Genomic DNA, 15,065 nt, shown 5'->3' with positions numbered 1-15,065 from the left:
AAGACATGCAACGGATGGGCATGGTGATCGGCATCGCGCCGGAGCACATCGCCGAGTACAAGCGCCTGCACGCGGCCGTCTGGCCCGCCGTGCTGGCACGGTTGGCGGCATCCAACGTGCGCAACTACAGCATTTTCCTGCGTGAGCCGGAGAACCTGCTGTTCGGCTACTGGGAGTACCACGGCAGCGACTACGCGGGCGACATGGCCGCCATCGCCGCCGATCCCGAAACGCAGCGCTGGTGGACCTTCTGCGGCCCATGCCAGCGGCCGCTGGACAGCCGCGCTCCGGGGGAGCACTGGGCCGCGATGGAACAGGTGTTCCATGTCGACTGACGGGACCAGCGGCGGCGCACCGGCGCTCATCGTGCTGCACCCCGGCGACAACGTCGCGGTCGCCCGGATCGCGCTGGGCGCCGGTGACGGCGTCGAGCGGCCGGACGGGACGGCGCTGCGGATCACGTCGCCGATCGGCGCCGGGCACAAGGTGGCGCTGCGCCCGATCGGACGCGGCGAGGCCGTCTTCAAGTACGGCCAGCCGATCGGCCTGGCCAGCGTGCCGATCGAGGCCGGCGCACATGTGCACACACACAACCTCGAGCTGGCCGGCCCGATGCCGCCGCGCGCCACCGGCGAGGCCTCGCTGCCGCTGCTGCCGCCTGACGCGGCCGCGACCTTCGAGGGCTACCGCCGCGCCGACGGCCGCGTCGGCACGCGCAACTACATCGGCGTCATCGCGTCGGTGAACTGCTCCGCGACGGTCTGCAAGGCGATCGCGCAGGTCTTCCAGGGACCGGGCCTGCCCGCGGGCGTCGACGGCGTCGTCGCGATCACCCATGGCAGCGGCTGCGGCATGAGCGCGGATGGCGAAGGCTTCACGCTGCTGCAGCGGACGCTGCGCGGCTATGCTGCGCATCCCAACTTCGCCGCCGTGCTGCTCGTCGGCCTGGGCTGCGAGGTCAACCAGATCGAGCCCCTGATCGAGGCCCTTCCCCAAGCGACGCGCGGCCGCCTGCGCACGCTGACCATCCAGGACGCCGGCGGCACGCGCGAGGCCGTCGAGCAGGGACAGGCGCTGGTTCGCGAGCTCGCCGAGGAGGCCTCGCTGGAGCGGCGCAGCACGGTGCCGATGTCGGCGCTGGTGGTCGGCCTGCAGTGCGGCGGATCGGACGGCTACTCCGGCATCAGCGCCAATCCGGCGCTGGGCGCCGCGGTCGACCTGCTGGTGCGCCACGGCGGCACGGCCATCCTGTCCGAGACGCCGGAGATCCACGGCGCGGAGCACTTGCTGACCGCGCGGGCCGCCTCACCCGAGATCGCGCGTCGCCTGATGGAGCGCCTGCAGTGGTGGGAGCGCTACGCGGCCAGCCATGGCGCGCAGCTGAACAACAACCCGTCGCCCGGCAACAAGGCCGGCGGCATCACCACCATCCTGGAAAAGTCGCTGGGCGCGGTCGCCAAGGGCGGCTCCAGCTCCTTGAACGAGGTGATCGAGTACGCCGAGCCGGTCCGCGCGCGCGGCCTGGTCTTCATGGACACGCCGGGCTACGACCCGGTGTCGGCCACCGGCCAGGTCGCCGGCGGCGCCACGCTGATCTGCTTCACGACCGGCCGCGGCTCGACCTACGGCTGCAAGCCGGCGCCGACGCTGAAGCTGGCCACGACCACCGCGCTGTTCGAGCGCATGCGGCTGGACATGGATTTCAATGCTGGCGGCATCGTCGACGGCACGCAGACCGTGGCGCAGGCGGGCGAAGCGCTGTTCGCGCTGATCCGGGAGTCCGCCTCGGGCCGCCGCACGCTCAGCGAGGAGCACGGCCTGGGCGACAACGAGTTCGTGCCCTGGCAGCTGGGCGCGGTGATGTGAGCGGTCCGGCGCTGGCCGGAACACCCCTCACAGCGTCAGCGCGCCACGGGCTGGAATCTCCGCGCCGTCACCGATCCAGCGCGCGTGCGAGGCGATCAGATGGCGGCACACCGCCGCCGACGCGGCCTGCGGATCCCTGGCCTCCAGCGCCTGCAGGATGGCTTCGTGCTCGGCCAGCGCATCCTTCCAGGTCAGGTCGGACTCGACTTGGCCGCACATGCGCAGTGACAGCGGGCTGTGGCGTCCGTCGAACAGCGAGCCGACCATGCCCACCAGGACTGAATTGCCGCTCATCTCCGCGATGCTCAGGTGGAAGCGGCGGTCCGCCTCGACCGGCTTGAGCCCGTCCGCCAGTTCGGCGCGCATCGCCTCGAGCGCCTCCTGCACGCGCTGCAGTCCGGCCTTGGTCACCCGCGCCGCGGCCAGCATGATGACGGCGCTCTCCAGCACCAGCCGCGCATGCATCAGCTCGGCCGGGCTCTCGCCCAGCGAGGGCGTGCCGGCGTCCTCGAGCGGCGGCAGGCTGGCCACGTAGACGCCGGAACCGCCGCGGATCTCGATCCGGCCTTCGATCTCGAGCGCGATCAGCGCCTCCCGCAGCGAAGGCCGCGAGACGCCCAGTTGCAGCGCCAGTTCCCGCTCCGCCGGCAAGCGGGCGCCGGCGGAAAAGCCACCGCTTTCGATCAGGGACCGGATGCGGTCGGCGACCAATTGGTATTGCCGGCGCGTATCGCCGCCACGGTGTTGAGTAGCCATGCTCGCCCTGACCTCCGGAAGTGGACTGACCAATGGTAGCGCTCCCGGCTCGAACTGGTCGGCATGACGGTTTGGAGTCGGTGATCAGTTCGTTACATCGCCAACTTGTGCGATTAGGGATATCCAGTGGTCAGACCAACGATCAACAATGGCAAAGTGGCATGACCAAAGCGGTTTGACCGACCACGTCTCGCCTGCCGCTCGATGACAACGTTGCCAACGACTCCGCACCCCACCCCCGGAGTTCCGCGATCCCGGCAACCGCGTCCCGCGCAGGCGCCGCCGAGCCGGCAGCAAGACCCAGAACACCCCCCAGGCGTCCAGGCGCCATGAGAGGAGACAAAGATGAACCACCCTCGGCGCACCGCCATTTCGCTGGCCGCCACGCACGCCGCGCTGGTCTGCAGCAGCCTCGCCTTCGCCCAGACGCCGCCCGCCGCCCCTTCTGCGCCGGCCTCCGCCGCCAGCGATGCGGCCGTGCAGGCCGTCAAGGACGGCAATGCGGAGAAATCCGCGGCAGTGGACAAGGCGGACAAGGACAAGGCCACGCGCAAGATCGAGACCGTCGTCGTCTCCGGCCAGCGCGCGGCGCTGCAATCGGCGCAGCGCATCAAGCAGCACGCTGACGAGATCGTCGACTCCGTCGTCGCCGACGACATCGGCAAGCTGCCCGACAAATCGGTGACCGAGGTGCTGCAGCGCATCGCCGGCGTCAGCATCGACCGCACGCTCAACCGCTCCGATCCGCAGCAGGGCGTTGGCGACGGCATCGCGCACTTCGCGGCCGAAGGCACCGGCGTGATGATCCGGGGCCTGAGCTACGTGCGCTCCGAACTCAATGGCCGCGACTCCTTCTCCGCCAATGGCGGCCGCTCGCTGAGCTTCGAGGACGTGCCGCCGGAGCTGATGGCGGGCGTGGACGTCTACAAGAATCCGTCGGCCGAGCAGATCGAAGGCGCCGTCGGCGGCCTGGTGAACCTGCGCACGGCGCTGCCCTTCGACTTCCCCGGCTTCAAGGCGGCCTTCTCGGCGGAGGCCTCGCGCGCGCCGCTGCGCGGCAAGACCGAGCCCTCGTTCTCCGGCATGGTGTCCAACCGCTGGAACACCGATCTGGGGCAGTTCGGCGCGCTCATCGACCTGGCCCACTCCCGGATCGCCACGCACAGCGACGGCATGTCCATCTCCCCGTACTACCCGCGCAGCAACGCGGTGGTCGGCGACACCAGCGGCACGCAGCGCTGGATCACGCCGGGCGGCTCGTGGACCTCCAACGACTTCGACCGCACGCGCGACGGCCTGTACGGCGCGCTGCAGTGGCGCAAGGATGACCTGAGCTCGTCGCTGACCTTTTTCCGGTCGAAGTACAAGATGAAGACGACCGAGGGAGCGTTCTACCTCGGCCCCGACCCGACCAAGCTGCAGGTCGATGCCGGCGCGGTCTTCGACGCCAGCGGCGCGCTGCTGGCCGGGACCCTGCGCGCGCCCACGGACGGCGCTCCGGATCGGCCGGACGTGCGCGGCGTGGGCTTCGGCACCGATTCGCGCGCGGCCGGCCGGACCGCGGACACGCAGGACATCTCCTGGAACCTGGCGTGGAAGGCCTCGGACCGCTGGGAGCTGCGCTCCGACCTCCAGCACGTGAAGGCCAAGACCGATGGCTACGACTATCTGGTCGGCGTCGGCGGCTGGATGCCCAAGCAAACCGTGGATCTGCGCGGCTCGCTGCCCGTCTTCAGCTTCGACGACGCGGATCGCGCCTTCCTCGCCAATCCCGCCAACTACTACTGGGGCTCCGCGCAGGAGCACCGGGACCATGCGGTCGCCAGCGAGACGGCATGGCGCGCAGATGCGAAGTACAGCTTCGAGCATCCGGTGCTCAACGACCTGCGCTTCGGCGTGCGGCTGACCGACCGCAGCGCCACCACGCAGTCGACCCACGACTCCAACTGGGCGCAGATCACCGCGCCCTGGGCCGTCATCCCCGCCGGCGCAGTCAATCCCTGGCAGCCGTTCACCCAACTGGCCTGGATGAGCGACCCGCGCTTCTCGGGCGACACCTCGGTCTTCCACTTCAACAAGTTCTTTGACGGCCGGGTGGCCGCTCCGCCAGCGGTCGTCGTGCCCAACCAGTCGGTCGTGACCGGCTTCCCGGGCAGCTTCCAGAAGATCCACGACTTCGCCCAGGCCGTGTGCATCGACCCCTGCCCGTCGTGGGCGCTGTGGACGCCGGCCAAGTATGGCGACGACAAGGGCATCAACGAGCAGAGCGAGCGTACCCAGGCCGCCTATGCGCAGCTGCGCTTCGGTTTCGAGGATCTGCCCTACCCGATTGACGGTAACGTCGGCGTGCGCGTGGTGCATACCAAATCCGGCGCCATGGGCTACACGCTGTTCACGCCGCCGCAGCCGATGCCCGGCGTGCCGGAGATTCCCGCGCAATCGGCCCGGCAGTCCTTTGACAACAGCTACACCAACGTACTGCCCAGTCTGAACCTGCGCTTGAAGGCCAACAACGAGCTGCAGTTCCGCCTCGCCATGTCCAAGGGCATGACGCGGCCGGAGTTCTGGCAGATGCAGGCCTACACGACGCTGAGCCAGACGCCGCGCACGCACCAGGAGAACGGTCAGACGGTGCTGGACACGGTGACCTACACCGGCTCCGCGCTGGGCAACCCGATGCTCAAGCCGACCCGTTCCAACAACCTGGATCTGACGGGCGAGTACTACTTCGGCCGCTCCAGCTCCGTCACGGTGGCGGTGTTCAACAAGGACCTGAAGGACGTCGTCGTGGGGCGCACGACGCTCTACCGCCTGAACGACACCAGCGGTCAGCCGCATGACTTCCAGATCACGGCGCCGGTCAACGGCGCCAACGGCCGCGCGCGTGGCGTGGAACTGGGCTTCCAGACCTACTTCGACAAGCTGCCCGGCCTGCTGGCCGGCCTGGGGGTGTCGGGCAACTACACCTACATTGACAGCAAGCTGACGATGAACCAGGGCGTGAACCGCGAATGGTGCACGCCCAAGGATGAAGTCGACTCGCAGCTGGCGCGCGACATCTACGGCTGCGACACCAACGGCCGGGTGCTGGGCGGGCTGCCGATGACCGGCATGTCGCGCAACTCCTACAACATCGCGCTGCTGTACGACCATGGACCGGTGTCGGCGCGGCTGGCCTACAGCTGGCGCTCGAAGTACCTGCAGGCGGTCAATGCCTACGGCACCGCCGACGGCAGCGGCATCGACCAGAACCCGGCGAGCCCGAACTTCGGCCAGTCGTATTCGGTGAACTACGCGTTGCCGACCTGGGGCGGCGATTACGGCCAGCTGGACCTGGGCCTGCATTACCGCGTCAGCGAGGCGATGAGCATCGGCTTCGAGGCCCAGAACCTCAACAACGCCATCTACAAGCAGTACATGCAGCAAGGCATCGGGCTGAAGGAGCGCGCGCTCTTCTCCACCGGACGCCGCTACACCGTGCAGATGCGCTACTCCTTCTAAGGTCAAGGCGGTCGGGCGGGTCGATCCGGGCTCGCCGACCTTTGTCCGGCGCGGCGGCAGCAACGCCGCCGTGCCGGGTTTTTCTTCTCGACAGCAGTCACTGCCCTCATGCAAGACCATTCCCAACGTCATCCGAGGACATCCCCACCCTGGACGCGCCGCTCCTTCCTCCAGGCCGCCGCAGCCAGCGCGGGCGCCGCGACGCTGGCGCCGGCCCATGCCGCCGCCGGCGCGCCCGCGTTCGCGCCGAACTGGGACTCGCTGGTGGACGGCTACCAGACGCCGGACTGGTTCCGCGACGCCAAGTTCGGCATCTGGGCCCACTGGAGCGCGCAGTGCGTGCCCGAGATGGGCGACTGGTACGCGCGCCACATGTACATCCAGGGCAACTGGCAGTACGAGCATCACCTGAAGACCTACGGCCATCCGTCCAAGGTCGGCTTCATGGAGATGCAGAACCGGTGGAAGGCCGATCAGTGGGATCCGGACGCGCTGCTCGACCTCTACGTGAAGGCGGGAGCGAAGTACTTCGTCGCGCTGGCCAATCACCACGACAACTTCGACAACTACGACTCGAAGTACCACGCCTGGAACAGCGTGCGGGTCGGCCCCAGGCGCGACCTGATCGGCGCCTGGTCCAAGGCGGCGCGCGCGCGCGGGCTGCGCTTTGGCGTCAGCAACCATTCGGCCCACGCCTGGCACTGGTTCCAGACCGCCTACGGCTACGACGCCGAGGGCCCGCTGGCCGGCCAGCGCTACGACGCCTTCCGCCTGACCAAGGCCGATGGCCGCGGCACCTGGTGGGAAGGCCTGGATCCGCAGGACCTGTACACCGGCCGCAACATCGTCATGCCCGAGGGCTTCCGCACCACGCGCGCGGCCAATGCCTGGCATGACGAGAACACGCGCTACTGGGACGAGAAGGCGCCGCTGCAGAACCCCGCCTTCACGCGCCAGTGGTTCCTGCGCTGCCGCGACCTGATCGACAGCTACCGGCCGGACCTCGTCTACTTCGACAACTCCGGCCTGCCGCTGGGCCAGGCGGGGCTGGACATCGCGGCCCACTACTACAACGCCAGCATGGCGTGGCACGGCGGCAAGCTCGAGGCCGTCATCAACGCCAAGGTGCTGCCGCCGGAGCGCCGCGCCGGCGTGGTCGAGGACGTGGAGCGCGGCTTCCGCGAGAACATCGAGCCGATGCCCTGGCAGACCGACACCTGCCTGGGGGACTGGCACTACAACCGCGGGCTGTTCGACAACCACGGCTACAAGTCGGCCACAACGGTGATCCACCGGCTGTGCGACATCGTCTCGAAGAACGGCAACCTGCTGCTGTCGGTGCCGCTGCGCGGCGACGGCACCATCGATTCGGACGAGCGCAAGATCCTCGAGGACATCGCCGCCTGGATGGGCCGCAACGGCGAAGCCATCCACGGCACCCGCCCGTGGCGCGTCTATGGCGAAGGCCCCACGCGCGTGGCGGGCGGCATGTTCAGCGAAGGCACGTCGCAGCCGCTGTCCGCCGAGGACATCCGCTTCACGGCCAAGGACGGCGCGCTCTATGCGATCGCCCTGGGCTGGCCGCGCAGCGGCACGCTGCGCATCGCGGCGCTGGCGCAGGATTCGGCGCTGGCGCCCGGCGCGATCGAGCGCGTCGAACTGGTCGGCGCTCCGGGCAGCGTGCCCTTCACCCGCACGCGCAAGGGGCTGGAGCTGCGCCTGCCCGACGGCCTCGCCGGCACGCCGGCGGTGGCCCTGAAGATCCGCGGGAACGGGCTGGTCGGGCCCGCGGCGGCGTGACCGTGGCGCGCGGCTCAGTCGGGAATGCCGGCCCAGCGCTCGTGCGCCGCCAGCAGGTGGCGGCACATCGCCGCCGATGCGGCCTGCGGGTCGCGCGACTCAAGCGCGCGCAGGATGGCCTCGTGCTCGCCCAGCGCGTCCATCCAGGGCGGCGACACCGACTCGACGCGCCCGCTCATGTGCGTGGAGATCGCGCCATGGCGCCCATCGAAGAGCGTGCCCACCACGCCGGCCAGCACCGTGTTGCCGCTCATTTCAGCGATGCTGAGATGGAAGCGCCGGTCGGCCTCGACCGGCTTGCGCCCCGCCGCGACGTCCGCGCGCATCGCCTCCAGCGCCTCGCGCACCCGGTCCAGCGCGGCCTTGTCGACCCGCGCCGCGGCGAGCGTGGCCACCGCGCCTTCCACGACCACGCGCGCGTGCATCAGCTCGGCCGGGCTCTCGCCCAGCGTCGGCGTCACGCCGAGCTCCGCGGGCGCCGCCGCGCAGACGTAGACGCCGGAGCCGCCGCGGATCTCGATGCGCCCTTCGATCTCGAGCGCGATCAGCGCCTCGCGCAGCGAGGGACGCGACACGCCGAGCTGGTGCGCCAGTTCGCGCTCCGAGGGCAGCCGCGCGCCCGCGGTCAGGCCGCCGTCCCGGATGAGCACGCGGATCCGGTCGGCCACGACCTGGTATTGCCGGCGGACGTCGCCGCTGAACGAATGTGTTGCCATGGCTCCCTGCGCGCTGTCTCGTGTTCTGCCCGCGTTTATAGGCGCCGCTTCCACGGCGCGGGAACAGGGTATCTACCGGTCTGACCAACGAAACAGGGTGGCAAATTGGTAATACCAGACATCCATGCCAGCGGGAGGGGAGAACAGCGGATGGCCCAGCGCATCGTGATCGTCGGCGGCGGAGCCGCCGGATGGATGACGGCCGCCGCCATGGCGACCGGACTGCGCGGGCGCTGCTCGGTGCAATTGGTCGAGTCCGAGGAGATCGGCATCGTCGGCGTCGGCGAGGCGACCTTCCCGTCGATCCGCGCCTTCAATCAACTGCTGGGCATCGACGAGGCGGAGTTCCTGCGTGCCACCCACGGCACCTACAAGCTGGGCATCGAATTCCGCGACTGGCACAGCATCGGCGAACGCTATTTCCACACCTTTGGCAACTTCGGCAGCCTGCGCGGCCCCGACATGCTGTGGGGTCAGTTCCAGCGCGTGGCCGATCCCGCGCTGGGTGAGTTCGGCGAGCAGTGCCTGCCCACGGTCATGGCGATGCAGGGCCGTTTCGTGCCGCCCAGCGAGCAAGGCGGCGCGCCCTTCAACTACGCCTACCACTTCGACGCGACGCTCTACGCGGCGTTTCTGCGGGACCTCTCGCTGCGCCGGGGCGCGCGGCGCATCGAGGGCCGCATCGTGGACGTGGTCCGCGGCGCGCAGGGGGATGTCGAGCGTCTGCGCCTGTCGGACGGCCGCGAGATCGAGGGCGACCTGTTCATCGACTGTTCCGGCTTCGCCTCGCTGCTGCTGGGGCGCACGCTGCAGGAGCCCTTCGTCGATTTCAGCCGCTGGCTGCCGGTGGATGGGGCCTGGGCCTGTCCCTGCGAGCGGTCCGGCGACGCGCTGACGCCGTACACGCGCGCCACGGCGCTCGAAGGCGGATGGGCCTGGCGCATTCCGCTGCAGAGCCGCACCGGCCATGGCCACGTCTTCAGCAGCCGGCACGTCGATCCCGCCGTGGCGCGCGATCAGTTGCTGGCGCAGCTCGACGGCCGTCCGCTGGCCGAGCCGCGGCTGCTGCGTTTCACCACCGGCCACCGCGAGCGTTTCTGGGTCCGCAACGTCGTCGCGCTGGGGCTGTCGTCGGGCTTCCTCGAGCCGCTGGAGTCGACCAGCATCTTCCTGATCCAGAGCAACCTGGGGCACTTGATGACGCTGCTTGAAGGCCAGGCGCCGATCGACCAGACCGCCGTGGACGACTTCAACGCGCGCGGTACGCGCGAGTTCCGCCGCATCCGCGATTTCATCGTCCTGCATTACTGCCTGACCGCCCGCCGCGACAGCGCGCTGTGGCGCGACATGGCCACGATGGCGTTGCCTGACACGCTGGCCTACAAGATCGAGCTCTGGCGCCAGCATGGCGTGCTGCATCAGCAGCACGACGAAGGCTTCGACGAAACGAGCTGGCTGGCGATCCATGCCGGCATGCGCCACTGGCCGCGGCGCGCCGACCCGGTCCTCGAGGAACTGCCGCTGGCGCAGGCACGCGCGTTCCTCCAGCAACGGCGCGACGCGATCGCGCGAGCGGTGGCGCCCCTGCCGACCCACCACGCCTACCTCGCCTGGCTGATGAACCGGGCGCAAGGCGCCGAGCCCCCTCTGCGATGAACACACCGATGCCAGCCTGCCCGACCGCTGCCAGCCGCCGCGCCAGGAAGCCCCCCATGAGGACCCGCCTCGCCGCCTGCGCGCTGGCCCTGGCCGCGCTGCAGCCCGCGCTCGCCCAGAGCGCCGAGGGCCACCCCGGCTGGCCCGGCCCCGGGCAGCTGTTCGCGGGCGTCAACTACCAGCCGGTCGATCGCAGCCTGGAGCAGGTCAGGCGCGACGTGGCGCTGATGAAGCAGGCCGGCTTCAAGGTCGTGCGCATGGGCGATCTGTCCTGGGACTACTTCGAGCCCGCCGAGGGCCGCTTCGAGTTCCGCCACTTCGACGCGGTGATGGACGAGATGAAGGCCGCCGGCATCCAGGTCATCCTCGACATCCCCGGCCTGCCGGCGCCCATGTGGCTGCATCACCGCTACCCCGGCGCGGACATCGTCAACCAGGCCGGCACGCGGCTGGCGCCCGCCGAGCGCTACATGGACAACATCGGCGATCCGGACTACCGGCGCCTGGCCCGCCGCATGGCCGACACGCTCACCCGGCGCTACGCGAAGCACCCCGCGCTGCTGGCCGTCGGCTACGACAACGAGATCGGCAACGGCTTCATGTCGTACTCGGAGGCCGATCGCCGGCGCTTCGTCGCCTGGCTGAAGCAGCGCTACGGCAGCATCGAGGCGCTCAACCAGGCCTGGGCGACGCAGCGCTGGTCGCGCCGCATCGGCCACTGGGACGAAGTGCGCCTGCCCTATGCCGACGGCCCCGGCCCGGCCGAGCGCTATCTGGACCTGCGGCGCTTCTGGTCCGACGTGACGATCGCCACGCTCGACGACCTCGAGGCGGTGCGCCGGCACAACGTGCCCGACAAGCCGGTCCTGTCCAACTACTGGGACTGGTCGGGCCGCAAGGGCTTCGACTTCCTCGGCAGCTACCGCCGCCACACCACCTATGGCGCGATGGGCTTCTACGCCGGCGACGCGGTCAGCGGCGGCTGGGAGGCCACGATGATCAAGGGCGGCATGAGCACGCCGACCTGGTTCAACGAGTTCGCCGCTGGCGGCGGCGGGTCCTACGGCAGCAAGGGCTGGTCCCGGATGTGGGCGCACTTCGTGCTGCTGCTCGGCGGCCAGGCCGCGCTGGCCTGGACCTTCAACAGCCATCTCGGCGGTGAGGAGCAGGCGCTGATGGGCCTGATCGACCATGACGACCGCCCGTCGTGGAAGCTCGGCGAATGGGCCACCATCGCGCGCGAGTACGCGGTGCTCGAGAAGCTGGGCTTTCCGCGCCGCGTCGAGCCCAAGGTGGCCATCGCGTATTCGTTCGAGAACGTGCACGCGACCAGCCCCAACGGCCCGTCGAACACGGTGCGCCAGTACATCAAGGCGCCCTACCTCCAGCAGGCGCAAGGCGCGTTCGAGCCGCTGCTCAAGGACAACGTCGATGTCGCCATCATCAAGCTCTCCTACGAGGACCTGAGCCGCTACCGGCTGATCATCCTGCCGGGCATGTACCTGCTGGACCGGGCGTCGACCGAGGCGGTGCGCCAGTTCGTCGCCAACGGCGGCACGGTCGTGATGACCGCGCAGTCGGCCAAGGTGAACGACAACAACCAGTGGCACGCCACGCCGCTGCCCGGCGGACTGACCGACGTCTTCGGCCTGCGCACCAACGAGTTCTACGACGCGGCCGGCACGCTGACGCTGGGCGGCGAAGAGATCAAGGGCACGATCGCGCACTACGAGGTGCTGGAGCCGTCCAGCGCGCAGGTGCTGGCCCGCTTCACCAACCTGGAGGGCACGCCGCCGGCGATCACCGTCAATCGCTTCGGCAAGGGCAAGGCCTACTACCTGGCGACGCCGGCCCAGCCGCAGATCATGCGGCCGCTGCTGCGTCAGCTCTATGCGCAGGCCGGCATCGAGCCCGGCCCGAAGACGCCCGACGGCGTCTTCGCCCGTGCGGTCGATGGCCGCGTGCTCTACGTGAATACGACCCACGCGCCGGTGGACCTGCCCATCGAAGGCGACGGGGTCGGCGTGCTCAGCGGCAAGCACTGGCATGGCACGCTGCGGCTGGAGCCGCGCGGCGTCGACCTGCTGCAAGTCCAACCCTGACAACGACCCGTGATGAACCCGATTCACCGCTTCGCGGCCGCGCTCGGCGCCGCCCTGTTCGCCGCCCTTGCCGTCTGCGCGCCCGCGTCGGCGGCCGATCGCCGCAGCGAGGTCATCAACCGCGACTGGACCTTCACGCTGGGCGATCCGGCCGACGGCCAGGCCGTCGATCGCGACACGGCGGACTGGCGCCGCGTCGACCTGCCGCATTCGTTCTCCGAGCCCTACTTCCTCGGCACCGGCTTCTATGTCGGCCACGGCTGGTATCGCAAGCAGCTGATGCTGCCCGCGGCGGCGGCCGGGCGGCGCGTGTCGCTGGAGTTCGACGGGGTCTTCCAGGACGCCGAGGTCTTCGTCAACGGCCACCGCGCCGGGCGCCACGTCGGCGGCTACACCGGCTTCAGCATCGACATCACGCCGTTCGCCAAGCCCGGGGCCAACCTCGTCGCCGTGCGGGTGAACAACGAGTGGAATGCGCATGTCGCGCCGCGCGCCGGCGAGCACGTGTTCTCCGGTGGCATCTATCGCAACGTGCGGCTGGTGATGACCGATCCCGTGCATGTCGCGTGGTACGGCACCTTCGTGACCACGCCGCAGGTGGCCGAGGACCGCGCCACGGTGCGCGTGCAGACGGAGATCCGCAACGACCGGCCCGGCGCGGCGGCCCGCATCGCGCTGGTGTCCGAGGTGCTCGATGCGGGCGGACGGCGCGTGGCCATGCAGCGCAGCGAGCGCACGGTGCCGGCCTCCAGCACAGTGACCTATGACCAGACCCTGCCCGCCATCGCGTCGCCGCGGCTGTGGTCGCCTGATCAACCGCATCTCTACCGGATGGTGAGCCGCCTGTACGTCGACGGCCGCCCGGTCGATCGCTACGAGACCCCCTTCGGCATCCGCAGCGTCAGGTTCACGGCCGACCGCGGCTTCTTCCTCAACGGCAAACACCTCTACCTGATCGGCGCCAACGTGCATCAGGACCAGGCCGGCTGGGGCGACGGCGTCACCGATGGCGCCGCGCGCCGCGACGTCCAGATGATCAAGGACGCCGGCTTCAACTTCATCCGCGGCTCGCATTACCCGCACTCGCCGGCCTTCACGCAGGCGACGGACGAGCTCGGCCTGCTGTTCTGGTCCGAGGCGCCCTTCTGGGGCATCGGCGGCTTCGGCGCCGATGGCAACTGGCTCTCCAGCGCCTACCCGCCCGATCCGGACGACCGCCCCGCCTTCGAGGCCAGCGTGCTGCAGCAGGTCCAGGAGATGGTGCGCATCCATCGCAACCGGCCCTCGGTCTTCGTCTGGAGCGCCAGCAACGAGCCCTTCTTCACCAAGGGCGAGGCGATGCCGGCGATGCGCGACTTCCTGCGCCGGGAGGTCGAGTTCTTCCATCGCATCGATCCGACGCGGCCGGTGGCCATCGGCGGCGCGCAGCGCGGCGAGATCGACCGGCTCGGCGACGTGGCCGGCTACAACGGCGATGGCGCCACGCTGTTCCTCGATCCGGGCATTCCGTCCGTCGTGTCGGAATACGGCGCCACGATGACCGACCGGCCCGGCGAGTTCGAGCCCGGCTTCGGCCTGATGCCGGACACGCCCGATCAGAAGGCCCTGGCGCCGTCGGCGCCCGCCAGCGGCGCGGCCGGGGCCGCGCCTGCCTACTCGTGGCGCTATCCGTGGCGCTCGGGCGAGGCGCTGTGGGCCGGCTTCGACCATGGCTCCATCGCCTCCATCGAGTTCGGCTCGATGGGCTTCATCGATTACTTCCGCCTGCCCAAGCGGCAGTACCACTGGTATCGCCAGGTCTACGCCGGCGTGCCGCCGCCCGTCTGGCCGGTGAAGGGCACCCCGGCCGGGCTGAGTCTGACCGCCAGCCAGACGGTGATCCGCGGCACGCAGGGGCTGGACGATGCGCAGCTGGTGGTGACGGTGCGCGACGAGGCGGGCCGCGCGCTGAGCAACTCGCCGGACGTGACGCTGAGCATCGTGAGCGGCCCCGGCAAGTTCCCCACCGGACGCAGCATCCGCTTCAGCAACAAGTCGCTGGTGGCCATCCGCGACGGCCAGGCCGCGATCAGCTTCCGCTCCTACTTCGCCGGCAAGACCGTCATCGAGGCGAGTTCGCCCGGCCTGAAGCCCGCGCGCCTGGAGATCACCACGACGGGGCCCGACCGCTTCGTCCCGGGACGTTCGCCGCTGGCGCCGGACCAGCCCGTCGTCGCCTATCCGCCGGTGACGCGCAAGGCCTTCGAGGGCGATCCGATCAACGTGACCATCAGCCGCCCGACGTCGACCAGCGGCTCGCAGCCCGGCCACGAGGCACCGCTCGCCAACGACGATCAGCCGCAGACCGAGTGGCGGGCTTCCGCGAAGGAGGGCCCGGCGTTCTGGGCCGTGGACCTGGAGAACCTCTACACCTTGCACTGGCTGTCGGTGATCCTGCCCGACGACCAGGCGCCCGCCTTCGTCGTCGAGATCAGCACCAACGCGAGTGACTGGCGCCAGGTCGGCGAAACCAAACCGGGGCGCAAGAGCTACGAGTTCGCGCTCTTCGACCCGGTGGTCAACGCCCGGTTCCTGCGCATCCGCTTCCCCGCCGTCAGCCCCGACCATCCCGCCGCGCTCAGCGAAGTGCGGGTGATCGGCAAGCCAGCCAACTGAAACCCCTTCCTCC

The 15,065-nt window shown here is 69.9% G+C and carries 9 protein-coding genes; 7 read left to right on the top strand and 2 right to left on the bottom strand.

Annotated elements, in window-relative coordinates; genetic code table 11:
• Positions 1–5 precede the first annotated feature (5 nt).
• A complete protein-coding gene (locus ABDW61_RS15710) occupies positions 6–335 on the top strand; it encodes an L-rhamnose mutarotase (RefSeq protein ID WP_343639945.1) in 330 nt (109 codons plus the stop codon).
• Entirely contained in the window at positions 325–1,866 is a 1,542-nt protein-coding gene (locus ABDW61_RS15705) for an altronate dehydratase family protein (RefSeq protein ID WP_343639943.1), read from the top strand. Before ABDW61_RS15710 ends, ABDW61_RS15705 begins: the two co-directional genes overlap by 11 nt.
• 27 nt (positions 1,867–1,893) lie before the next feature.
• On the opposite strand, the gene ABDW61_RS15700 is transcribed toward ABDW61_RS15705, so the two are convergent.
• A complete protein-coding gene (locus tag ABDW61_RS15700; protein ID WP_343639942.1) occupies positions 1,894–2,622 on the bottom strand; it encodes a FadR/GntR family transcriptional regulator in 729 nt (242 codons plus the stop codon).
• A 345-nt stretch (positions 2,623–2,967) separates the two neighbouring features.
• Between ABDW61_RS15700 and ABDW61_RS15695 the strand changes: the two genes are divergently transcribed.
• Positions 2,968–6,123, top strand: a complete 3,156-nt coding sequence (locus ABDW61_RS15695) for a TonB-dependent receptor (RefSeq protein ID WP_343639940.1) — start codon at positions 2,968–2,970, stop codon at positions 6,121–6,123.
• Positions 6,124–6,231: 108 nt separating this feature from the next.
• Positions 6,232–7,923, top strand: coding sequence for an alpha-L-fucosidase (locus ABDW61_RS15690; protein ID WP_343639938.1), 1,692 nt, complete (start codon positions 6,232–6,234; stop codon positions 7,921–7,923).
• A gap of 14 nt (positions 7,924–7,937) precedes the next feature.
• Here the strand turns inward: ABDW61_RS15690 and ABDW61_RS15685 are convergent, their stop codons facing one another.
• Positions 7,938–8,639: a FadR/GntR family transcriptional regulator gene (locus tag ABDW61_RS15685; RefSeq protein WP_343639936.1), complete on the bottom strand. Its 702-nt coding sequence runs from the start codon at positions 8,637–8,639 to the stop codon at positions 7,938–7,940.
• A 150-nt stretch (positions 8,640–8,789) separates the two neighbouring features.
• On the opposite strand from ABDW61_RS15685, the gene ABDW61_RS15680 reads away from it, so the two are divergent.
• From ABDW61_RS15680 to ABDW61_RS15670, 3 genes are read left to right on the top strand one after another with little or no spacing between them, the layout of a single operon-like run.
• Positions 8,790–10,295: a tryptophan halogenase family protein gene (locus tag ABDW61_RS15680; protein ID WP_343639935.1), complete on the top strand. Its 1,506-nt coding sequence runs from the start codon at positions 8,790–8,792 to the stop codon at positions 10,293–10,295.
• Between the two features lie 56 nt (positions 10,296–10,351).
• Positions 10,352–12,397 carry a beta-galactosidase gene (locus tag ABDW61_RS15675; RefSeq protein ID WP_343639934.1) on the top strand — a complete coding sequence of 682 codons (2,046 nt, stop codon included), beginning with the start codon at positions 10,352–10,354 and terminating at the stop codon, positions 12,395–12,397.
• A gap of 12 nt (positions 12,398–12,409) precedes the next feature.
• Positions 12,410–15,052 (top strand): glycoside hydrolase family 2 TIM barrel-domain containing protein, encoded by a 2,643-nt coding sequence (locus ABDW61_RS15670; protein WP_343639932.1) that lies wholly within the window; start codon positions 12,410–12,412, stop codon positions 15,050–15,052.
• The last annotated feature ends 13 nt before the right edge of the window (positions 15,053–15,065 follow it).

This window comes from Roseateles sp., from assembly GCF_039595595.1.
Lineage (GTDB): Bacteria > Pseudomonadota > Gammaproteobacteria > Burkholderiales > Burkholderiaceae_C > Roseateles.
The sequence above is the reverse complement of the archived record's forward strand: the minus strand, read 5'-3'. Positions and strand labels throughout refer to the sequence as shown.

What these genes read in the sequence shown, in the direction of transcription:
- ABDW61_RS15690 (WP_343639938.1), top strand. Translation starts at nt 6,232, where the DNA reads ATGCAAGACCATTCCCAACGTCATCCGAGGACATCCCCACCCTGGACG.
- ABDW61_RS15680 (WP_343639935.1), top strand. Translation starts at nt 8,790, where the DNA reads ATGGCCCAGCGCATCGTGATCGTCGGCGGCGGAGCCGCCGGATGGATG.
- ABDW61_RS15710 (WP_343639945.1), top strand. Translation starts at nt 6, where the DNA reads ATGCAACGGATGGGCATGGTGATCGGCATCGCGCCGGAGCACATCGCC.
- ABDW61_RS15675 (WP_343639934.1), top strand. Translation starts at nt 10,352, where the DNA reads ATGAGGACCCGCCTCGCCGCCTGCGCGCTGGCCCTGGCCGCGCTGCAG.
- ABDW61_RS15685 (WP_343639936.1), bottom strand. Translation starts at nt 8,639, where the DNA reads ATGGCAACACATTCGTTCAGCGGCGACGTCCGCCGGCAATACCAGGTC.
- ABDW61_RS15705 (WP_343639943.1), top strand. Translation starts at nt 325, where the DNA reads ATGTCGACTGACGGGACCAGCGGCGGCGCACCGGCGCTCATCGTGCTG.
- ABDW61_RS15695 (WP_343639940.1), top strand. Translation starts at nt 2,968, where the DNA reads ATGAACCACCCTCGGCGCACCGCCATTTCGCTGGCCGCCACGCACGCC.
- ABDW61_RS15670 (WP_343639932.1), top strand. Translation starts at nt 12,410, where the DNA reads ATGAACCCGATTCACCGCTTCGCGGCCGCGCTCGGCGCCGCCCTGTTC.
- ABDW61_RS15700 (WP_343639942.1), bottom strand. Translation starts at nt 2,622, where the DNA reads ATGGCTACTCAACACCGTGGCGGCGATACGCGCCGGCAATACCAATTG.